This is a genomic window from Mesorhizobium sp. M0514 (genome assembly GCF_040321145.1).
Lineage (GTDB): Bacteria > Pseudomonadota > Alphaproteobacteria > Rhizobiales > Rhizobiaceae > Mesorhizobium.
The window spans coordinates 86,934-107,344 of record NZ_JAMYQZ010000005.1; the positions used below are offsets into that span (position 1 = coordinate 86,934).

Here is a 20,411-nt window from a genome sequence, read left to right on the forward strand (position 1 = left end):
GAGGGGCGGGCGAGCGTCTGCTTCGAAACGCCGCCCGCGCCGGTGCGGTGCATCAGCTTTTTGCAGTCGCCCCAGCCTCGCGCAGCCTGGCATATCGCATGGTAACGTCGCTCAGATTTTCCTTGAGCCAGTTGGCCATGGCTTCCTCTTCGTTCAGGTTCTGCTTGAGGGCCCTTTCAGCATCCTGGAAGCCCCCGGCGTCGGCCAGTACCAGCAGCGAATTGTAGGCAGCAATCTCGTAGTTCTCGAATGCGAAATTCGCCAGGCTGTTCTTGATGATCTCGTCGCCGGCCATCGAATGTCCCATGGCGGCCACGCTGCCAACCATCGACAAGGCAGTGTCCTTGAGGGTGGAGTGCTCCTCACCAAGGCCCTCCAGGACGGACTCGAGTCTCGTGATCTGGCCTTCGGTTTCCTGAATGTGCCGGCGCAAGCGATCGGCCACCTCAGGATAGTTCTCTATACGCTCGACCTGAGGGTTCATGATCGCCAGCGCTTGATTTTCCATGGCGTGCGCGTTGCGCAAGCCGACGATAAATATCTCACGGCTTTCCGAGTTGAAGTTTGTATCCATCGAGTTTCTCCTTCTGATACCCGCCCGATCTTCCGTCTTGGAAGAAACTATCTTCTCGGCTCTGCCAACAACGGCTCCTCCGTGCGCGCCCAGGCCGGGAGGCTTTTTTGGATGCGCGCGAAAGTGGCCAGAGCCTGTCCGACTACCTGGTCCATGTTGTAATAGCGGTAAGTTGCAAGCCGACCGACAAACCAGACGTCTGGGCAGCTTGCCGCGAGCGCTTCATAGCGCTTGTAGAGCACTTCGTTTTCGGGCCGGGGCACGGGATAGTACGGGTCCCCGATGTCCGTGGGGTATTCGTAGGTCAGGCTGGTCCGCGAACTCTGCTGGCCGGTCAGATGTTTGTACTCGGTAATGCGCGTGTAATCTTCCGTCTGGGGATAATTGACCACGGCAACCGGCTGAAATTGCTCGCAATCCAGTGTAACGTGCTCGAAACGAAGCGAACGGTACGGAAGGTGCCCGAGCTGCCAGCCGAAATATTCATCGATCGGGCCGGTATAAACCATGCGCCTGAACGGTATCTTCTCACGAATTTCACGGAAATCGGTCTGCAGCATGATCTTGATATTCGGATGGTCGAGCATGCGCTCGAACATCCGCGTGTACCCGCCGGCCGGCATTTTCTGGAAGCTGTCGCTGAAATAGCGGTCGTCACGGTTGGTCCTGGTCGGCACTCGTGCCGTCACGGATTTGCTCAGCTGACTGGGATCGACGCCCCATTGCTTTCTTGTGTAGCCGCGGAAGAATTTTTCATAGAGCTCGCGCCCCACGGTGCTGACGACGACGTCCTCAGCCGTTCGGACATCCTCCACCGTTTCGCGTCGCGACGCGAAGAAATCCTCCAGCTGTGCCGAGGTCAGGTCTAGCCCGTAAAGCCGGTTGATGGTGTCGAGATTGATCGGGATGGGAACCAGTTGCCCGTCCACGGCCGCCAACACCCTGTGCTCGTACGGCCGCCATTGCGTGAACTGCGAAAGGTGGTCCACGATCGTTTGGCTGTTGGTGTGGAAGATGTGCGGGCCGTAGCGATGGATGAGGATGCCGGCTTCATTGTAGCAGTCGTAGGCGTTGCCTCCCACATGGCTGCGGCGGTCGATCAGCAAAACGCTTTCTTGACGCTGCGACGCTATCCTTTCGGCAAGCACACTGCCGGCGAAACCCGCGCCGACGATCAGCCAATCGAACATGGCTATGCACTCCTGCGAAGGGGCACGACCTTCTTGCGTTGGTAGGCGCGCTCAATGTGAGCTGCCATGGCATTCCATGTCCGTTCCCAGGACATGTCCGCAAGGTAGGCATCGACTTGCTGCAGGAGCATCTGACGCGGTCGCGAAAGAACGGAGCGCAACTTGATTTCCAGATCGTCACAGTCGGCGATTTCCACCAGCCCGGCAGCACCGTAACTGCGCACCACGTCGACGATTGCCGTCGAGATCACCGGCAGACCCGCGGCGAGGAATTCCGGCGTCTTGGTCGGGCTGATGAAACGCGTCGCCTCGTTGAGGGCAAACGGCATCCATCCGGCGTCCCAATGGCGCAAATAGTCGGGCAGATCGCAGTAGGCTTTCGGGCCAAGCCAATGCAGGTTTTCGGCTTGCGGCAGGCTTGCAGGGTCGATCTTGACGACCGGACCGAGCATGACGAAATGCACGTCCGGCATTGTCTTTGCCGCTAGCGCCACGAGATTGACGTCCAGCCGCTCGTCGATGACGCCGAAATATCCAACCCTCGGGGAAGGAATGCCGGCCTGGTCGGCTGGGTCCCTTCCTGGCCGTCTTGCGGTGTGAAAGTGCCTCACATCGATGCTGCTCGGAAATGGAAAGATGGCGGGATGGAGGTGACGCTTGGTCTCGAACAAGCTTAGACCACCGGTGAAAACCAGATCCGCGCGGCGCAGAAGCGCCTTTTCCATCTGGCCCAGCTCGGGGGGCGCATTCTTGAACGCAGAGAGTTCGTCCATGCAGTCATAGACGCATATGTCTGGGTCGAGGAATTCCGTGAAGCGAAGAGCCATTGGGGTGTAGTACCAGGCGATCAGCCGGCTATGCGGCATAGAAGCGATGGTCTGCTGCACAAATCTCCGCTGGACGGCATCTGCTTTCGCGGCCGACGTGCCGAGCGGCAGCACTGGTGTGACAATTAGAATGTTTTCCGATGCCACGCTCGTCCGCATCAGCGGCTGCGGCAATTCTTCGAAAAGGGGTTCTTCAAAGTAGACCACTCGCTGCTGAGCGGATGCGAGAGTGAGGAGATGCTGCGGACGCTGGTGAACAAAATTCCATCGTAAGTGGGAGAAGCAGACCAGTATATTTTCGCGACGAACATATTGACTGCCGGTTACCCCGCCAAAGGCCGCATCCATTGACATACTCCCTCTGTGACACTATTTATGTTACGATTAACATTTGTTAATCGCGAATGGAGAGAACTACTTAGTTCCAGCTCCTAACTTTCGATCAGGTGAGTTGTTCCAACTGAAATGAAGAAGGCCCGGTCGCCCGCTTGTTCCACGCACGAAGCGGGATCTGGTTGCGGAGGCGAGGGCGGCTGTCGGAACCCGGCCGCCACTGAAACCGTGGTTCAACGAGGAATGCTGGTGGACAGCGGCATTGCCGTATTTGCGTTGAACTCGTTGGCTATAGAATGTGCCTAACATCAATGATTCGCCTGTATCTCTGCGCGTCTCCGACTGCCGAGGCGAATTCCGGGGCTGACATGAACATCAACTTTGAAACCAACGTTTTTCCACTGTTTCATCCGCAAAGCGTGGATGATCTCAAGGACCCGTGTCCTGTCTTCGATGGCCGTGTCTGGCACGTCTTCGGGTCAAGCGGCACGGTCACCACTGAGACGTGGAGAATCTTGCATGCCACGGCGCCCGATCTGTATGGACCGTGGGCCGAGCATGAGCCGATCGAACTTCCAATCAACGGCACTGGTGTTGCGGCTCCCGGTGTGACCCACGAGTGCGGCGTCTTCCACATGTTCATCCAGACGGAATTCATGAAGTCGGGTGGCCGTTGCGAGCATGCGGTTTCCAACGACGGGTTCCATTGGGTAGTCCTCAGTCCGGCCATTCTGGCCATCCCGGACACGGAAGAGGACGGAATTTACGATCCGCATCCGGCGGTCATTGGCGGTGGGCGCTACCTCGTTTATTCGGCTATGCCAAAATTCACCAGGGTGCCTCAGCCCGACATCTATCTGGCGCGTAGCCAGTCCGACTCGTGGTTCGGTCCGTGGAAGCGGATCGGCAAAATCCTCGACCACAACGATGTTCCCCACCATAACACCAGAGATGATCCCGACTACGAATGGGGCATTGAGGGCGCGCAACTGATCGAATTGCCGGACGGCCGGGTGCTTCTCAATGCCACGTGCTTTCTTCCGGACGGCCTTCGGGGAAACCGGCAACGGGTGTTTTTTGCCATAGCCGACGAGGTCAGCGGACCTTACGTTTCGATCGGCCCGGTGCTGGAGCCAGGTCAACCGGGCGAGAACGGCCACTCGACAGTGATGATCGAAGGAAGTCAGCTTTCGCTGTTCTACCAGAGCCGGGTTGCCACAACCGATCACCGATGGCGCTACGGTTTGGCCAGATGCGACGTCGCTCTCTTTTCAAAGGTCGCGTGATTCCAGGCTGCCATTAGCGCCTTCAGGCTGCCATTAGCGCCTTGAGGCGGATGCGCGTCATGCGGCCATGAAACTCCTGAGGGTGAAGGTGATCCGCGTCGGGGACGGCAAGTAAAGTGTCATCCGACGCAGCAGGAGAAACGACATGGCCGATGCGGATCGACGATTGCCGCGATCGCAATGAGCTCATAGCTATTTCTTCGGTGCCTTGACAGGGAATGTCGCGTCGCCGTCTTTTTTGCCAGAGATCACCCGCGGATCGGCGCTGGCGACGCCGTCGTTTCCGCCGCCCTTGTGGTCCTTTTCCGACTGACCCTTTGCGTCCTGCTCGGGTGTCCGTTTTGATGTTCGAAGCGTCTTGTCCGCCATCGCGTTTGCCATCCAAACTTCCGGCAATTTCGAAAGTTCCACCGCTTTAGCAAGCCGAAGGACCCAGTGAGTTGGAACGTCGTGGCGGGACGTGAGTTGTAAGCGAGGATATTCACCCGCAGGAGGACGCTTATGGCTAACCGCCGAGAGCAGCAGACGGACCTCACGCCCGCCGAGGCAACAGACCGCATCTGGGAACTCGCCGAGGACATCGACGTCTGCATGTTTGTGACCTGGGACGGCGAGTACAATCGAGCCCGTCCGCTATCTGCGCGTGTGGTCCGTGAAGAAAACGCCATATACTTCCTCGTCAATGACGACAGCGCCAAGAGCAAGCAGCTGTCGACCTATCCAAAGGTCACATTGGCCTGGAGTGACAACAGCCACTACAAATACGTCACCATGTCAGGCCCGGCCACAGTGACAAATGATAGGGAAAAGATCGCCGAGCTCTGGGAGAAAACTGACTCAGCCTGGTGGGATAATGCCGATGATCCCGAGATTCGTCTGATAACGGTCAAACCCGACGAAGGCGAATTGTGGGACAGCCCGGGGCTAATGATGGCTACCGCAACGATGGTGTTTGCGGCCGTTACCGGCGCCAAGCCGAATGTGGGCGACAACGCAAAGGTCGAGCTCTGAGCGAGCGGCTAACCTCTGCTTTCCGGCCGCGTATCCATGCAAGGTTTGTTTGACCCTGCGGAACGGAGCGCTTCTGGTGCATGTTGACTAAAACGTGTTCGATATTTTCCGCAGAGGCAGCGTCGATGAGCATTTTGGAAACCAGCAAGAAAGTGATCGAGAACGTCACCGGTTTCGCAAGACCGCGCAAGGAAGCTGTCGCCGGATTTGTGAGGCAGCGAAAGTCGAATGAGTTCTGGTTCAAGGATGATGGACTTGTACCCAATCATCCAGCATGGCCGCTCGTCGTTTATCGCGGCGCCGTCGAATTGCCCGAAGGACTTGATCCAGCAGCCGTCATGGAGGTGCTTTTCGATGCAAACGGATGGGGCGATAGCTGGCGAAACGGCATCTATGATTACGTTCACTATCATTCGCAAATACACGAGGTTCTGGGCATTGCCCGCGGAAATGCTGAAGTCCGGTTTGGCGGCAAGAAAGGACGAACGCTGTCGCTGAAGGCTGGCGACGTCGCGGTCCTCCCGGCAGGCACCGGGCACCAATGCCTCTCGGCATCCGATGATTTTTTGGTTGTCGGCGCGTATCCTCCATTTGGGACTTATGACGAATGTAGGAGCAAGGATCAGCATAGCGATGCGCTCGCAACCATCCCCAAGGTGGGGCGTCCGCGCAAGGATCCTGCATATGGTAGCCAAGGTCCGCTTCTGAAAAGTTGGAAGCGTTAATTTAGTCGTCGGGGTCGAAAGCCTTGGCAACTGCATCTTTCTCAGCCTGCGGCAGGACTGTCATTGTGAGAATGAACGCTGACAGCAGGAGACAAACGCCATTCGTGATTATGATCGGCCACTCTGCCTTCATGATGCCGAAGGCCAGCCACAAGGCGAACCCCAACACAGTGATGGCATACGTCGGTGCGGAGATGCCGCTTGTCTCTCGTGTCCTGATGATTTTCCAGGCTTGCGGCGTGAAACTGCTCATCGAGCAGACGGTCGCGAGATAGCCGATGAGCGTGACTGTCTGCATGGAAGCGGCCTGCCCTACGTCGCAGATACGCGCTTAAGATCAGATACGCGGACCACGCCGTGCTGGCTGACAAAGGTCAGGGTGGAGTCCGTGCTCTGGCTCTGCGAAACACCGGATATGCGATGGTCGCCTGTGTCATAAATCTCCATCTTTCCATGATCGTCGATGACCAGCCGGCTTCGCTCAGGAAACGCTGCGTAGCGCATATTGTTTTGAGAACCAGCGGCAGACGGGCTCCCAAACTCCTCAGGCCACCATGAGCCGGCGTGGGCCATAGCTGCAGAACGATAGCTCGTGTCGTCGCGTTGTGGCTTGGCGGGATGATCGCGCAGGTAGGCCGAGAGCTCCGCCGCGATAGTGTTGAGCTTCGCCTTGAGGCTGTCATCAAACATGTCGCCGACCATCGTCATGCCGGAGGACCATTGTGACATTCCTCCGAAGTCGACGTGGCTGAACTGGGCCATGGTTCCACCACCACGCCGCAACGCCTCAAGGACAGCCATGACAGCGCCATCAGTGACGCCTTGCTGGCGTGCAAGGCGCGCAATCAGTTCAGCTTCCTTTTGAGTGTTTGTCATCATTGCGTCCTTTGAATCGCTTGGCGCCGGCAGTCCTCATTGTTGACGATAGACATGCGCGGCCAAATGTAATCACGAAGGAGCGCCACCAGGTTCTTCAGGCTCCTTGCCGAGGAAGCTCAATCAAGTTCTATCCAGGCTGGCGCATGATCGCTCGGCTTGTCCCATGCACGCGTTTCGGCATCTACTCCGGCATTCTTCAGGCGATCCAATAGGGATGAACTCAGCAAGAGATGGTCCATCCGGAGCCCGGAACTCCGATCGTACCCGCCGCGGTAGGAGAAGTTCCAATAGGTGTAAATTCCTTTTTCTGGATGAATGCGACGAACCGCATCGAACCAGCCCTGAGCAAGCATTTCGGCGTATGCGCTCCGGCTCTCGGGGTAGTAAACGGCATCGCCAACCCAGCGCCCCGGCACCGCCGCGTCGATCGGGCCTGGAACGACGTTATAGTCGCCGCACAGGATTGTCGGTGAGCTGTCGCCGAGCAGCACCTGGCCATAGGTGATCAAGCTTCGGAACCAGCGAAGTTTGTAGTCGAACTTCGGCCCCGGCGCTGGATTGCCATTGGGCAAATACAGGCAGCCGACAACAAGCCCATTCACATCTGCCTCGATGTAGCGGCTGTGCGAATCGTCGGGATCGCCCGGCAGACCTCGACGACGTTCCAGCGGCTCAATCCCGCGAGCGAGGATTGCCACGCCATTGTAGGACTTCTGTCCGTGCCAGATTGCGCCATAGCCGGCGTTTCTAATCGCATCGACGGGAAATTTTTCGTCAGAGGTCTTCAGTTCTTGAAGGCAGACGATGTCATAGCCGGTTTCGCCAAGCCACTTGAGAAGCACTGGCAGTCGGCCGTTGACGCCATTGACGTTGAAGGTTGCGATGCGGGTCATCTCGACGATTTAACGTCTTTGCGCCGCTTCGATGCGACCTAGAGTCGGTAGCCAAATCTTGCCTTTTGTCATCGTCCATCTGCATTTTTGCTCGAAGCATTGGTGCTTTGACCGGAAGCAGCGGATGTCTTTGCATCTTTGGAATGCGCGGCAATTGCCGGACCCGCGCCGGTAGCTTTCCGCATATCGCCGCTCCCCTTGCCGTCAGTCGATTTCTTGCTCAACAGTCCTGAGAAATATTTTCCAAAGAAGCCCATCCGACTCTCCATCTTGGCGCTCATTCGGCGGCTTTGCGGGCCCTGAACTCATCTCTGCGCTGTTCTCGCAGCTGCCGAGGACCGCTGCGCGAACCGCCAAGCGCGCGGCGCCTGACCAGCGCGGCCGAACACTCAAGCAGGAAACATTCCAGTCCTTTGTAGATATGCGTGATCATGTCCTTCATCTCCCGGGACCGCCTCGGCACATGGGTCGCCGAGGCGGTTGGGTAGGCGATCAATCAAGCCGCTTTCCGTTCTGCCGCTCGTTCGTTGACGCCGGCTTCACCGAGGGCAGTCAACGCCTCGTCGGTGGCCTTCTCCTCTTCAAGTGTCGCATTGAGGAGCGCAACCACGTCGTCCTTGCCGAGCGTCGTAGCCCAGGCGATCAGGGTTCCATACCTGGCGATCTCGTAGTGCTCCACGGCTTGCGCGGCACCGACGAGCCCTGCATCGAGCGAAGTCGAACCCTTGTACTCCTGAAGGATTTCAGATCCTTCCTCCAGGATGCCGTCGATCGCCGGGCAGGTTTTGCCGCGCGCGGCAGCGCCGAGAATCTCGAAGACCTCCTCCAGACGTTCGACCTGCCCCTCGGTTTCAGCGAGGTGCTTCTCGAATGCTGCCGAAACTTGCTCTTCGGATGCGCCTTTGGCCATCTTCGGCAAGGCTTTCAGAATTTTCTTCTCGGCATAGTAGATGTCTTTGAGGCCATCGAGGAAAAGGTCCTCCAGGTCCTTGTTGTTGCCATTGGCTTTCTTGGCAGTGGGCATTGTGCCGTCTCCTCTGTTGAAAATTGCCCGTCGCGAGCATTTTCTTAACTCGGAAACCCGAACCCGGTTCCGGCATAATGGAGATATCTAAATTTAAAGGGTCGTGCGCTTCAGTGAGAACAACGACCACGTCATTCTCGTCGAAGAGCCGCGGCGGGGCGCACGCCATCGGGCTCTCGCCAACAGTTCACGGTGTGAGGGGCTGGGACTACAGGAGAAGCAAGTTCCGCGGCGGCAGCAGAGCAGTCGGGGCAACGCCTCTCAAGCCTCCTGACCGCTCTGCAGCCGCTTGATTGCTGGGCCCCGCTTGCATCCAGGAATTGGGTGATTGGACGCTGCGTATGCAACCAGAATACCTCAGAATGGTTCTAGCTATGATTTGAGCGGGATGGCGCGAGCGCCGTCCAAAGGTGGCAATTTTCATGGACGTATCGGTTTCGCGAACCGCAGACCACAACATCAAGGCCGGCAAGAGCGGCTTGCTGCTTGTCTCGGACAATTATGACGCTTTCGCCGTGCGCGTGCTGGCGGCAAGGAGCGCTGAGCGCAGCCTCGACCTGATGTATTACCTTTGGCATGATGACCACACCGGCCGCTTGCTGCTTCGCGAGGTTTTTCGAGCTGCTGAGCGCGGTGTTCGGGTGCGCATGCTCCTTGACGACGTCAATCCGCGTAAAAATGATGCGGCATATCTGGCGCTGAACAACCATCCAAACATCGAATTGAAGTTGTTCAATCCGAGCGGTATCAGGCGCGGCCGGATCATGCGTGGTGTGGAAGTGCTGTTGCGGCTCTTTGCATTGACACGACGGATGCACAACAAGGCTTGGATCGTTGACGACAAATTTGCCATTGTCGGCGGTCGGAATGTTGGCGATGCCTATTTCGATGCGGCAGAAACCAATTTCCGGGACCTCGATCTGCTGCTCCTGGGGCCTGCGGTACGGCAAACCGCGGCGATATTCGATGCCTTCTGGGCTTGCAATGAAGCCAAGCCAATCAAAACCTTGGGATCAGTGGCTGAGCATGAGCATGCCAAATGGCTTGAAGGAAGCGATACCGGCCCCGATCCCAAATTCTTGAACGGCATCGGCAACCGGGGCTCGATCACGGAGTTTATTGCGGCCAGCAACGACGTTCATTGGGTGGATGGCGTGCGGGTCATTTCCGATCCGCCGGAGAAGGTTCGTGGTTGGAGACGTCGCAGCTGGCTTATGAAAGAGCTGCGTCCGATCATCCAATCCACGCGCGGGTGTCTGGAAATTGTGTCGCCCTATTTCATCCCCGGCAAAAGGGGCACAGCGATCTTGCTGGACCTTGTCGGCGCCGGTGTTGACGTTTCGGTTCTGACCAATTCCCTGGCCGCCACGGACGTCGCCGCAGTCCATGGCGCTTACGCAAATTATCGCAAGCGGCTGCTGAGGAATGGCGTCAATATTTTCGAGCTTCAGCCGTTCAACCGGCGCTCGGCAATCTCGGTGTTTGGCTCGAAGGGCGCCAGTCTGCATACGAAAGCTTTCACCGTCGACGACAATATCGGCTTCGTCGGTTCCTTCAATTTCGATCCACGGTCAGTGTCCTTGAACTCGGAAATGGGCGTGCTGTTTGAGGATCCGAAATTGGTCGCCGAGTTGCGGCATCGATTCCAATCGGAAATATCTCCGGAAACAAGCTATCGGCTCGAACTGAAACACAATGTCCTGCATTGGCATGGATGCGGCGAAGGCAAGATTCAGGACTATACGCATGAACCAGAAGCCGGATTTTTTCGCCGTATCCTGGCGGTCTTCGTCCGTCACCTCCCGATCGAATCTCAGCTCTAGCATCTGATGATGGCCGAGGACCTCGCGATCTCAGCGAATTGCCCTTCCGGGGATCGCGTGAGCGAAACGTGAAACCCTGATCTACCACGGGTCAGCCAGACCGCATCACACCCGGTTCTTCGACAACCGCGTCGCCAATCCCATGCTGTCCGGCGTCCGGATCACTCGGCAACACGTCGGAAAAATTGACTGTGGCGACCAGATATCCGGCTTCATCGTAGACCTTGATAGTCGATCCCGATTGCTTGGTTCCTGACCCAGGATCCGCCGCCACTGCTACGCGCGCCATCTCTATTGCTCTCGGACTGGCCATCTCCGCACTCGCTAGCTCTTCCTCGAGAGCGGTAGTCTGGCCGGATACTGTCGTCTCAAAGCGGAATTTTGGCATGGGCAACCTCCTGTTCCTATGCAATTCCGGTGTCCGGGTTGCGTTCCAAAGAAACAGAATTGGTGGGAAGCAGCTAAGATCGCCGCGATGGCCAGACCCGTGTCGCCACGAAGGTCAGCAAACCCGTGATCACAATCCAGGCCTGCACCTCGCGTTGGATGGTTGGTCCAGGGTTCGATGTCTGTCGCGACGGGCTCTCTGCCTCCACTATCGGTTGAAGGTCGGACCGACTGCCGAGACGGACGGAATAGGCCCGCGTGAACTCGGCGCCGAGCAGGAATATCTCAGACGAATAGTAAACCCAAAGCAGCACGACCAGCAGTGCACCCGCCGCGCCATAGGAGGATGCAATCGCGCTGGTTCCGATATACCAGCCAATCAGCGACTTGCCGATGGTGAAGAGCAAAGCGGTCACTGCCGCGCCAATTGCGACATCGCGCCAAGCGAGCGACCGGTCCGGCAGGATCTTGAAGATCGCGGCAAACAGAGCGGAAATCAGCACGAATGATACAATGCCGTTTATCGACGCGAGAATGATCGTGCCGAACGGCAGATGGGCGTTGATGGCAGCGCCAAGTGCGGAAATGGCGGCGCTCGCCGCCAACGAGACAAGCAGTAGAAATCCTAACGCTGCAACCAGACCCAGGCTGGCCGCCCGCGCCCGCACCAATCGCGACACAGACATGGGTGGTGGCTCAATCTTCCAGATTGTGTTGAGCGAAAGCTGCATTTCGCCAAACACCCCTGAGGCTGTCACGAAGAGGGTGACAATGCCCACCAAAGTGGCAACAGTGCCGGCGGTTCTGTGAGAAGCGCTTTCGATGGTGCTGCGCAGAAGGTCGCCGGTTTGCGATCCCATCACGCCTGCGATTTCGGCCGACAGAGCGAGTTGAGCTGCTTCATGCCCAAAGACAAGTCCAGCAATCGCAACAACGATCAACAAGATCGGGGCCAGGGACGTAACGGCATAGAATGCCATCGCCGCACCGTGGCTGAGGGCATTGTCGTTGATGAATCCGAGGATGCTCTCCTTGCCAAGAACCCAGGCTTCGCGTGCCACCCGCATGGGGAATTCCTTTTGCCTCAACGAGTAACCTAGTGCTGTGGGCAACGAAAGCGAGACCTGCCGCCAGTGCGCGAGGCGTGACTGCCGAGACACGCCCGCTTGTCTCTGCACCACGCCCAGAAATGTTCCATGCGGCGCCGGAACTCGCCGGGCTCGTAATGGTTATCGGTCATCCGATTGGAGTGATCAAAAATGCCTGATAATGAAAACCGTCGCGAGACCGGCGCAACGAAGTACCCGGCTAGAACAGGTCCTGATCCTTCGGATGCGTTCTCTCAGGATGCGGCCGGCAACAAGAAACCCAAGAGTGGGGTCGGTCTGACGCGGCCAGTCAACGAAGTGGATGACAAGACGCACCAATCCGATGGCCAGAACGCCCCGGCGAGGCCGGGCGGCGGAAACACGGTTAAGCCATGAACGTTGCCAATCTTCAGCTTGAAGGGTTGATGATGGCGGTCGCGTCAATCAACAATCTGCTCGTTCACAAAGGTCTGCTGTCAATTGACGAGATCGATACCGCCCTGCGAAAGGCAGAGGCGTCCATGACAAGTGACGAGCGGACCTACGAAGACATGTCACCGGCCAACCGTGACGCGATCTGCTTCCCGATCCGGCTTCTGCAGATCGCAAACAACGCGCAAGGCGAACTGGACATCCCACCATTTTCAGAGCTTGCAAAAATGGTTGGGCAAACCAAGGAACCTTAACGTCAGCGGTGACGACACGTGTAGTATCCTTGAAGGCCCTCATTTGACGCCGATGCCGCTCTGAAGCGGAAAAGCAGCATCGGCGCCGTCTCGGCCATGAACCGAACCAAATCTCACCCACTGCGTTGAGTCCGGCGTTGCGTCATTAGTCGGGGCACTTCCATGAAAACGGGCGAGCTTTCAACCTACCGGGCCAAAAGGGATTTCGCGAAGACGAAAGAGCCCAGCGGCGAAAGCTCGATTGCGGGTTCGAACCGACTCCGGTTCGTCATCCAAAAACACGCGGCCACGCGGCTGCACTATGATCTTCGCCTCGAGCTTGGCGGGGTCTTCAAATCATGGGCTGTGACCAAAGGTCCATCACTGGATCCTCACGACAAACGACTTGCCGTGGAGGTTGAGGATCACCCGCTGGAGTACGGCGACTTCGAAGGCACGATTCCCAAAGGACAATATGGTGGCGGCACGGTGCAGTTGTGGGATCGCGGATATTGGGAACCGGAAGGCGCCATGTCTCCCGAAAAGGCGTTGGAAAAAGGCGACCTGAAATTCACGCTGCAGGGCAAGCGCCTGCATGGAAGTTTCGTCCTCGTGCGCATGAAGCATGACCGCAATGGCGGGAAGCGGACCAACTGGCTGCTGATCAAACACCGCGACAAATACGCGACAGAGGGCAATGGCGATGCGGTGCTGGCTCAGGATCGATCCGTCGCCTCGGGTCGGAGCATGGAGAGGATTGCAGCGGGGAAGGGGGCAGGTCCGAAGCCGTTCATGATGAAAGGTTCATCGTTGGCCGATGCGGATGCCGTTTGGGACAGCAAGCGCGGCCATGCCGACAAGCGCGCCGCCAGGTCGGCAAAGCCTGCTCCGCGGCCGAAGCGAGCCGCTGGTGCCTCAGCGGCGAAGATGCCCGACTTCATCCCACCACAGCTTTGCGCGACGCTCTCCCGGCCGCCGGCCGGGACGAACTGGGTTCACGAAATCAAGTTTGACGGTTATCGCGTCCAGTTGCGCGTGGAAGACAAGGACATCGCGCTTAGGACCCGCAAGGGTCTTGACTGGACGGAGAAATTTGGCGCCATCGCAAAGGAGGCCGCCAGTCTTCCCAACGTCATCATCGACGGCGAGATCGCAGCGCTTGGCGAGAACGGCGCGCCCGATTTTGCCGCACTGCAGGCAGCGCTGTCGGAGCGCCGGACGAAGGACCTGATCTACTTTGCCTTTGACCTGCTCTTCGCAAATGGCGTCGATCTGCGAAAGATGCCTCTCTCACAACGGAAGGAACGTCTGAGCGAGATGCTCGGCGAAGTCGATCGCGGCGAGCAAAATCTCATCCGCTATGTCGAGCACTTCAGCAATGGCGGCGACGCGGTGCTGCGTTCTGCCTGTCGCCTTTCGCTTGAGGGGATTGTCTCCAAAAAGGCCGATGCGACCTATGTTTCGGGGAGGACCGACACCTGGGCAAAATCGAAATGCCGCGCCGGGCATGAGGTGGTCATCGGCGGCTGGTCGACGACCAACGGCAAATTCCGGTCATTGCTCGTCGGCGTCAATCGCGGTGAACATTTCGCCTATATCGGCCGTGTGGGGACCGGATTCAGCGAGGCAAAGGTCAAGCAGCTGATGCCTAGGCTGCAGGAGATGAAAGCCGCGACGTCGCCGTTTACCGGCGATGGCGCACCGAAAAGGAATTCAACCGTCTTCTGGACGAAGCCGGAATTGGTCGCGGAAATCGAGTTCGCCGGCTGGACCGGGGGTGGCAATATCCGGCAGGCCGCCTTCAAAGGCCTGCGTGAAGACAAGCCCGCAAAAGACGTCGAGGCCGAGCGTCCAGCCGATCCTCAAGAGACGCCGATTGCCGACCCTGCCAAGGTGACTGGCAAGACAGGAAAAAGCCCGGTTGTCATGGGCGTCATCATTTCCAAGCCGGACAAGCCGCTTTGGCCGAATGCCGGCGACGGTCAGCCCGTCGACAAGCTCGATCTTGCAGAATATTTCGAGACCGTTGGCCCCTGGATGATCAGACATATCAAAGGTCGTCCCTGTTCACTCGTGCGCGCGCCGGATGGCTACGCCGGCGAGCAGTTTTTCCAGCGCCACGCAATGCCAGGCACATCCAATCTGCTGGAACTGGTAAAAGTCTTCGGCGATCACAAACCGTATCTGCAAATCGACCGCGTCGAGGGTCTGGCCGCGATCGCCCAGATAGGCGGCCTTGAGCTTCACCCCTGGAATTGCCAGCCGGGTCATCCCGAAATACCTGGCCGACTTGTCTTCGACCTTGACCCCGGTCCGGAAGTCCCTTTTGCGAAGGTGGTCGCGGCAGCCAAGGAAATGCGCGATCGTCTCGAAGATCTGGGCTTGGTGAGCTTCTGCAAAACCACGGGCGGCAAAGGCTTGCATGTCGTGACGCCATTGGCGGCCGAACGCAGCAAGACGACATGGGCCGAGGCCAAGGCCTTCGCAAAGGCCGTCTGCATCCAGATGGCGGCAGATAGCCCGGATCTCTACCTCGTCAACATGGCCAAGAAGCTGCGGACATCCCGGATTTTTCTCGACTATCTCAGGAATGATCGCATGGCGACAGCCGTCGCCCCTCTCTCCCCTCGCGCCAGGGAAGGCGCGACTGTATCCATGCCGCTGACCTGGAGTCAGGTGAAGGCGGATCTCGATCCGAAAAAATACACCGTTCGCACGGTCCCGGGCCACCTGAAAAAGACCGTCGCCTGGGCTGACTACGACGATGGCGAACGGTCGATCAGCAGTGCCATCAAACGGATTGGTTCAGCAAAGCTCGCCGCATGACGACGTCGGTTCGCGCAAGAACGCCATGACGGCTGCGGCTACCGCCTCGGCTGCTTCTTCGGCCATATGATGTCCGCTTTCGATCGGTTGGCCCTTCAGTTCGGTGGTCCAGGGTCGCCAAACATCGAGCACGTTGCCGTAGAGTGCCTCAAGGTCATCGCGGGCGGACCAGAGCGCCAAGGTCGGGCACGCGACCCGGCGACCAGCTTTCCTGTCGTCGGTATCGTGCAATTGATCGATGGCCAGACCTGCCCGATAGTCTTCAAGCATGCCGTGAACAACATTCGGATCGTGGATTGCGTCCTTGTAGTCGACATAGGCCTCAGCCCCCATGGACTCGGCTGAGCCGCCATACCACGCGTCAGGATCGGCCATGATTGCGCGTTCGGGCTTGTCCGGCTGTGCAAAAAAGAACCAGTGCCACCAGAGCTTCGCAAAGCGGGCGTCGCAGCGTTCGAGGGCTTCCAGGATAGGGACGCTGTCCATGACGATCAGATGGCTGATCGCTGACGGGTGATCCATCGCTGCTCGGAACGCTGTGTAGCTGCCGCGGTCATGGCCTGCGATCGCAAACCGGCCAAAGCCGAGATGTCGCATGAGAGCGATGCAGTCCCTGGCTTTGGCACGCTTGGAGGATCCAGCATGGTCCACGGCGTCCGCCGGTACCGAGGACCGGCCAAAGCCCCTCAGATCGGGGCAGACAACTGTGTGGTCGGCGGCGAGAAGTGGGGCTACCCGGTGCCAGGTAACGTGCGTCCGAGGATGGCCATGCAGCAAAAGAAGCGGCGGGCCTGAACCTCCATACCTGACTCTCAGTGAGGACTCGGGCAGATCCACGGTCTCTAGCTTGAATCCTTCAAACATCCGCTTCTTTGTCGTCAGACTGTGAAAACAAGTCCCGCATGTCCATCTTCAACCCACCCCGGTGAAATTGGTTTCGGGCATTTGTCCGTTTGGACATTTCTCTCATTCCAATGGTTCGGCCGCCTTCAGGATCCGCCAGCCCTGGCGCTGACGCCCGGATCCAGCCTCCTGCCTCACCGGTCTCTGGGATTGCCCAGGGTGGGGTCGCGCGCTCGGGTGTAGCCCTCGACGCGAGGCAAACGGTCATCCATCCTGATAAACGGCAGTCGCATTTCCCAATAAGCCTGGGCTTGGGGATGGAACTTCTCGGGCGCGTCCATGAATCCGATCGAGATGTAGAACTCGTTTGGCAAGCCTTCATCGGTGTACCCAATCGAGGTGCCACATTCCGAACAGAAGGAGCGCACGACCCCCCTGGTTTTCGAAAATGTTTTTGGTTTGGAGCCGAGCCAATCGACCTGATCTGGACGATAGCCAATCCAGATCGTCAGTGGGCTGCCGATCGCTCGTCGGCAGTCATCGTCGTGGTCGAAACAAATCCAAAAGGGATCGCCACTGAATTCAGCTGTGATGGCTCCGCAAAAGCAACGCCCTCGATCAATCCGGGCCGGTTTTCTGATCGTCGTTCGGGGTTTGTCGTCCATGGTAATCTTCCGGCCAGCGTGGTGGCGCAACGCCGCGGACGGCAAGCAGTTCCTTTGGACGTCACAGAGCCGCAGATGCGCGCAACCGGCGGGCTGCTCGTCAATATCATTTGAGGCAGATCAGGCCTTAATTTGTTGGGAACATTTTTTCAGGTCCGCACTTTGTTCGCCGTCTGACCAAAGGAGGCGACCTTGAAAACACGACGCATCGACAGGGAAAAGATCGAGAGGGCGGATCGAGAAGCCAAGTTGCTGTTGGAAGCGGAGCGGCATGCCAGGGAAGCCAAGACGGCGCGGCTTAGAGAACAGCGACAGTTATTGGAGGCATCGATAGCGCGGACCCCGCCCGCGCCCGCAGCGGTAAAGCCGCCGCCCCGTCAACGAAAGCCCACGCGCAAGGTAATCGAGGTGGACTGACGGTTGGTCAGTTGACGCTTTTGCCAAGGTGGGGAGTTGATATGACAGGGCAGGGGATGCGGCAGCATGAATACCAAGGCGGTAAGTCCGGCCCTCGCCAAAGCCACGGCTGCTCGGCGTGCTGGATCGGGGTCTCATCACCGGTGCGTCCGACGACGATCCAGCGAGAGCCGCTGAAAGAGGCGCCCGAGCGGGCCGAGAATGCGATCCAGCGAATCCGGCTGGACACTTACGTCGGGAACAATCGCACGCGCGGACCGTTCCCCAAGCGATCTTCACGCTCAGGATTTGCTCTTGTTGCAGCGACCGGATGAAATTCTCAACGAGGCTTCGCAAACGGTTGGTGATCCCCTTGAGCGCGACGCCGTAGGTGGGGAGGCTGAGCTAACTGGCGATCGCGCCATCCCGCGTCGTCTGGTTGTCGTCTCGAACAGGCTGGGGAACATTCGCGATCTGTCGCAAGCCGGCGGACTTGCTGTAGGCATCGGGGATGCGTTGGCCGAGCGTGGAGGCCTGTGGCTAGGAGCAAGCGCCGAGTATCAGGACTACGCCGCGAGCGACGAACCGCTGATCCGCTTGGAACGCGTGGGAAAGATCGAGACGGCTGCGCTTACCCTGCCCTATGAGGAGTATTCGCTCTATTACAATGGCTATGCCAACAGCACGCTGTGGCCGCTTTTTCATTACCGACTCGACCTGGTGAACCACCGGGCAGAGTTTCTACACGCCTACCGGCAGATCAATGCGCGGTTCGCGAAGGCGCTCGCAGGACTGCTGTCGGGCAACGACGACTTGGTGTGGGTTCACGACTACCACCTTATCCCCTTGGCCGCCCAGTTGCGGCGGCTGGGAGTCCGGAATCGGATCGGTTTCTTTCTTCACATACCCTTCCCGCCGCCTGACCTGTTTGTAGCCACGCCCGACCATGAAGAACTCATCGATGATCTGCTTCAGTATGACGTCGTGGGATTCCAGACCGAAACGGACGTGGGGAATTTCCGGCGCTCAGTGCAGGCGGCCAACTCCATTACTTTTGATATCAATGGTTCGGCTGAGATGAACGGCCGCACGGTGTTATCGAGGTGTTTTCCGATAGGCATCGACGTCGATTCAATCGCACGCATGGCCAATGAGGCGGCGGAGGATGTGCAGATTGATTCCATGCGCCGCCAGATTCTGGGCCTCAAGCAAATCATCGGCGTCGATCGGCTGGACTACTCCAAGGGTCTCCCCGGCCGCATGCAGGCTTTCGCGCGTCTTTTGGAAAAGCATCCGGAACACGAGCGGGCGGCAACATATTTGCAGATTGCGTCGCCGACGCGCGAGGAGGTCAGCGCCTATGCCGACATCCGGGCCCAGCTTGAGGCAACCGCCGGCGCGGTCAACGGAAGATACGCGGATTTGGCTTGGACCCCGATCCGCTACATCCACCGTGCCGTATCACGCTCTCGGCTTGCTGGCCTGTTGCGCGCTAGCCAGGTCGGATTGGTCACGCCCCTGCGTGACGGAATGAACCTCGTCGCCAAGGAATACATAGCCGCGCAGGACGAAGCCGATCCCGGAGTGCTGGTATTGTCGCGTTTTGCGGGTGCGGCCGAAGAACTTGCCGAATCCTTGATCGTGAACCCGTATGCGGTCGACGAGGTTGCTGACGCGATCGCAAAAGCGCTCGCGATGCCGCTTGAGGAAAGAATTGCAAGGCATAGTGCACTGCTCAAGCGCATCACGCGCAATGACGCAGCAGAATGGCGGCGGTCATTTCTCGCCACGCTCGCGGGCGAGAACTAGCGCCTGGCATCGATGCCTGAATCCGTCCGTGTGTCACGCGTCCCACGCGGCCATAGCCCGGCCATAACCCGGCTGGCCGGAGCAGTTCGAAAGGCCTTGAAGCTGATCATGTATCTTGTCGTCCGCATCAAAACTTTTCGCTCATTGACGGAAGCGCGATAGCCCGCCTCAATCGGTGGACTATCGAAGGCTCCAGGGAACACACCGCCGGTCCGGTCGTTTGGGCTCTGATAGGAGATCTGCGATGACAAAGAACCCCACGCGAAAGGACAGAGATCTCTCTGAACAAGAGGCAATCAAGTTGGCCGAAGCCACCGACGTGTCACCCGGGCAGGCCAAAGAGCTTGCAGCCGAGCACGGCAAAGACGGCGCCAAGAAGGAAGCAAGAAATTACAAGGCGGAGGGCTGACTATGGCGGCCAGTGGATCCGCAAACGACAGAGACGCACGAGCCACCCTCTACGCACAAGGCGTAATGGAAGCCGAGCGCAAGGCGCGGGAAGAGAAAACGGCGCGATTGCGCAAAGCCCGTTTGGCGCACGAGGCGATCAATCCGCCTGCACCCGAGCGGAAACCGGCAGTGCCGAAAGCCCCAAAGCGGGCCGCCAAACCAGGCAGCCGAAAAGCTGGAGAAGATTAGCTTCAGCTTCTTCGGCTGTGCCGGCGGCACGCGTCGGGGAAGAGCAGACCGTGCGGTCGATCTGCACGATAAATTTGTACCTCGTCGAATGACACAAGGAGTCCAGTGATGACGGAGCATGTGTCCCGGAAGGAAGAACAGCGTGGCACCCGAAATGTACTCGGGTGGGGCGTCGTCATTGCGGCTGTGATCTTCGTCGCCCTGCTAGCCTTCTTTGTGTTCATACCCCTTTCAGGCGGATCGTGGCAGACATCGCCAGTAAAGCGCACCCCGGAACAGAACCAAGGCGGTAATGCCCCCGCTGAGACATCACCCGCGCCCGGCGTTAAAAAGAACCCGCAAGAAAATACCGAGATGCCAGGGCAGCAGTGATCGACCTTGGGCTGCGACCCAAGTTGGCCCTGATCTTCCTGGTCGTCTCATCGGCGTCATGATGGGATCAGGGCCTTCTGGGCGCAGGAACCGCTGAGCTATTGAGACTGGGGTTTCGCCCACATCGAGCGCAGAAAGATTACCGCAGCAGCATCG

The 20,411-nt window shown here is 58.4% G+C and carries 24 protein-coding genes; 11 read left to right on the top strand and 13 right to left on the bottom strand.

Annotated features, from left to right (window positions below):
• Positions 1–52: 52 nt before the first annotated feature.
• From NKI61_RS03910 to NKI61_RS03920, 3 genes are read right to left on the bottom strand one after another with little or no spacing between them, the layout of a single operon-like run.
• Positions 53–574 (bottom strand): ferritin-like domain-containing protein, encoded by a 522-nt coding sequence (locus NKI61_RS03910; RefSeq protein ID WP_023681139.1) that lies wholly within the window; start codon positions 572–574, stop codon positions 53–55.
• 47 nt (positions 575–621) lie between these two features.
• Entirely contained in the window at positions 622–1,764 is a 1,143-nt protein-coding gene (gene glf / locus NKI61_RS03915) for a UDP-galactopyranose mutase (protein WP_023681140.1), read from the bottom strand.
• A gap of 2 nt (positions 1,765–1,766) precedes the next feature.
• On the bottom strand, positions 1,767–2,939 hold the full coding sequence (locus NKI61_RS03920) for a glycosyltransferase family protein (RefSeq protein WP_023681141.1): 1,173 nt from the start codon (positions 2,937–2,939) through the stop codon (positions 1,767–1,769).
• Positions 2,940–3,292: 353 nt separating this feature from the next.
• Between NKI61_RS03920 and NKI61_RS03925 the strand changes: the two genes are divergently transcribed.
• The gene (locus NKI61_RS03925) at positions 3,293–4,210 is read left to right on the top strand and encodes a glycoside hydrolase family protein (protein ID WP_023681142.1); all 918 of its coding nucleotides are present in this window, start codon (positions 3,293–3,295) and stop codon (positions 4,208–4,210) included.
• 192 nt (positions 4,211–4,402) lie between these two features.
• Here the strand turns inward: NKI61_RS03925 and NKI61_RS03930 are convergent, their stop codons facing one another.
• A complete protein-coding gene (locus NKI61_RS03930) occupies positions 4,403–4,591 on the bottom strand; it encodes a hypothetical protein (protein ID WP_023681143.1) in 189 nt (62 codons plus the stop codon).
• A gap of 120 nt (positions 4,592–4,711) precedes the next feature.
• Here NKI61_RS03930 and NKI61_RS03935 point away from each other — a divergent pair, with 120 nt between their 5' ends.
• Both NKI61_RS03935 and NKI61_RS03940 read left to right on the top strand, forming a co-directional pair.
• Entirely contained in the window at positions 4,712–5,221 is a 510-nt protein-coding gene (locus NKI61_RS03935) for a pyridoxamine 5'-phosphate oxidase family protein (RefSeq protein ID WP_023712198.1), read from the top strand.
• A gap of 125 nt (positions 5,222–5,346) precedes the next feature.
• Positions 5,347–5,946 carry a cupin gene (locus tag NKI61_RS03940; RefSeq protein WP_023681145.1) on the top strand — a complete coding sequence of 200 codons (600 nt, stop codon included), beginning with the start codon at positions 5,347–5,349 and terminating at the stop codon, positions 5,944–5,946.
• Between the two features lies 1 nt (position 5,947).
• Here NKI61_RS03940 and NKI61_RS03945 read toward each other — a convergent pair whose 3' ends face one another.
• The 5 genes from NKI61_RS03945 to NKI61_RS03965 all read right to left on the bottom strand — a co-directional run bounded on the left by NKI61_RS03945 (position 5,948) and on the right by NKI61_RS03965 (position 8,742).
• Positions 5,948–6,244: a SemiSWEET family sugar transporter gene (locus NKI61_RS03945; RefSeq protein WP_023681146.1), complete on the bottom strand. Its 297-nt coding sequence runs from the start codon at positions 6,242–6,244 to the stop codon at positions 5,948–5,950.
• 14 nt (positions 6,245–6,258) lie between these two features.
• Positions 6,259–6,822 (bottom strand): hypothetical protein, encoded by a 564-nt coding sequence (locus NKI61_RS03950; protein WP_033000226.1) that lies wholly within the window; start codon positions 6,820–6,822, stop codon positions 6,259–6,261.
• Between the two features lie 119 nt (positions 6,823–6,941).
• The gene (gene xth, locus NKI61_RS03955; RefSeq protein ID WP_352746679.1) at positions 6,942–7,718 is read right to left on the bottom strand and encodes an exodeoxyribonuclease III; all 777 of its coding nucleotides are present in this window, start codon (positions 7,716–7,718) and stop codon (positions 6,942–6,944) included.
• A 68-nt stretch (positions 7,719–7,786) separates the two neighbouring features.
• Positions 7,787–7,999, bottom strand: coding sequence for a hypothetical protein (locus NKI61_RS03960; RefSeq protein WP_245259911.1), 213 nt, complete (start codon positions 7,997–7,999; stop codon positions 7,787–7,789).
• Between the two features lie 215 nt (positions 8,000–8,214).
• Entirely contained in the window at positions 8,215–8,742 is a 528-nt protein-coding gene (locus NKI61_RS03965) for a YciE/YciF ferroxidase family protein (RefSeq protein ID WP_023681150.1), read from the bottom strand.
• A gap of 422 nt (positions 8,743–9,164) precedes the next feature.
• Between NKI61_RS03965 and NKI61_RS03970 the strand changes: the two genes are divergently transcribed.
• Positions 9,165–10,565 (top strand): phospholipase D family protein, encoded by a 1,401-nt coding sequence (locus NKI61_RS03970; RefSeq protein WP_023752159.1) that lies wholly within the window; start codon positions 9,165–9,167, stop codon positions 10,563–10,565.
• Between the two features lie 91 nt (positions 10,566–10,656).
• On the opposite strand, the gene NKI61_RS03975 is transcribed toward NKI61_RS03970, so the two are convergent.
• A complete protein-coding gene (locus NKI61_RS03975) occupies positions 10,657–10,953 on the bottom strand; it encodes a hypothetical protein (protein WP_023668045.1) in 297 nt (98 codons plus the stop codon).
• A 73-nt stretch (positions 10,954–11,026) separates the two neighbouring features.
• Positions 11,027–12,019 (bottom strand): YihY/virulence factor BrkB family protein, encoded by a 993-nt coding sequence (locus NKI61_RS03980; RefSeq protein WP_023739551.1) that lies wholly within the window; start codon positions 12,017–12,019, stop codon positions 11,027–11,029.
• 192 nt (positions 12,020–12,211) lie between these two features.
• Between NKI61_RS03980 and NKI61_RS03985 the strand changes: the two genes are divergently transcribed.
• The 3 genes from NKI61_RS03985 to ligD all read left to right on the top strand — a co-directional run bounded on the left by NKI61_RS03985 (position 12,212) and on the right by ligD (position 15,531).
• Complete coding sequence (locus NKI61_RS03985; RefSeq protein ID WP_155921617.1) at positions 12,212–12,436, top strand: hypothetical protein; 225 nt, start codon at positions 12,212–12,214, stop codon at positions 12,434–12,436.
• Positions 12,433–12,726, top strand: coding sequence for a hypothetical protein (locus NKI61_RS03990; RefSeq protein WP_023817832.1), 294 nt, complete (start codon positions 12,433–12,435; stop codon positions 12,724–12,726). Before NKI61_RS03985 ends, NKI61_RS03990 begins: the two co-directional genes overlap by 4 nt.
• 162 nt (positions 12,727–12,888) lie before the next feature.
• Positions 12,889–15,531 carry a DNA ligase D gene (gene ligD / locus NKI61_RS03995; RefSeq protein WP_352838868.1) on the top strand — a complete coding sequence of 881 codons (2,643 nt, stop codon included), beginning with the start codon at positions 12,889–12,891 and terminating at the stop codon, positions 15,529–15,531.
• Here ligD and NKI61_RS04000 read toward each other — a convergent pair.
• The gene (locus NKI61_RS04000) at positions 15,511–16,395 is read right to left on the bottom strand and encodes an alpha/beta fold hydrolase (RefSeq protein WP_352838869.1); all 885 of its coding nucleotides are present in this window, start codon (positions 16,393–16,395) and stop codon (positions 15,511–15,513) included. The two genes, ligD and NKI61_RS04000, sit on opposite strands and share 21 nt — an antisense overlap.
• 173 nt (positions 16,396–16,568) lie before the next feature.
• Positions 16,569–17,039, bottom strand: a complete 471-nt coding sequence (locus NKI61_RS04005; protein WP_352838870.1) for a GFA family protein — start codon at positions 17,037–17,039, stop codon at positions 16,569–16,571.
• Between the two features lie 192 nt (positions 17,040–17,231).
• Between NKI61_RS04005 and NKI61_RS04010 the strand changes: the two genes are divergently transcribed.
• From NKI61_RS04010 to NKI61_RS04025, 4 genes are all read left to right on the top strand, one after another.
• The gene (locus NKI61_RS04010) at positions 17,232–17,456 is read left to right on the top strand and encodes a hypothetical protein (protein ID WP_023830864.1); all 225 of its coding nucleotides are present in this window, start codon (positions 17,232–17,234) and stop codon (positions 17,454–17,456) included.
• A gap of 294 nt (positions 17,457–17,750) precedes the next feature.
• The gene (locus NKI61_RS04015; RefSeq protein ID WP_352838871.1) at positions 17,751–19,244 is read left to right on the top strand and encodes an alpha,alpha-trehalose-phosphate synthase (UDP-forming); all 1,494 of its coding nucleotides are present in this window, start codon (positions 17,751–17,753) and stop codon (positions 19,242–19,244) included.
• Positions 19,245–19,488: 244 nt separating this feature from the next.
• Positions 19,489–19,653, top strand: coding sequence for a hypothetical protein (locus NKI61_RS04020; protein ID WP_023681158.1), 165 nt, complete (start codon positions 19,489–19,491; stop codon positions 19,651–19,653).
• 338 nt (positions 19,654–19,991) lie between these two features.
• Positions 19,992–20,255, top strand: coding sequence for a hypothetical protein (locus tag NKI61_RS04025; RefSeq protein WP_023681159.1), 264 nt, complete (start codon positions 19,992–19,994; stop codon positions 20,253–20,255).
• Positions 20,256–20,411 lie beyond the last annotated feature (156 nt).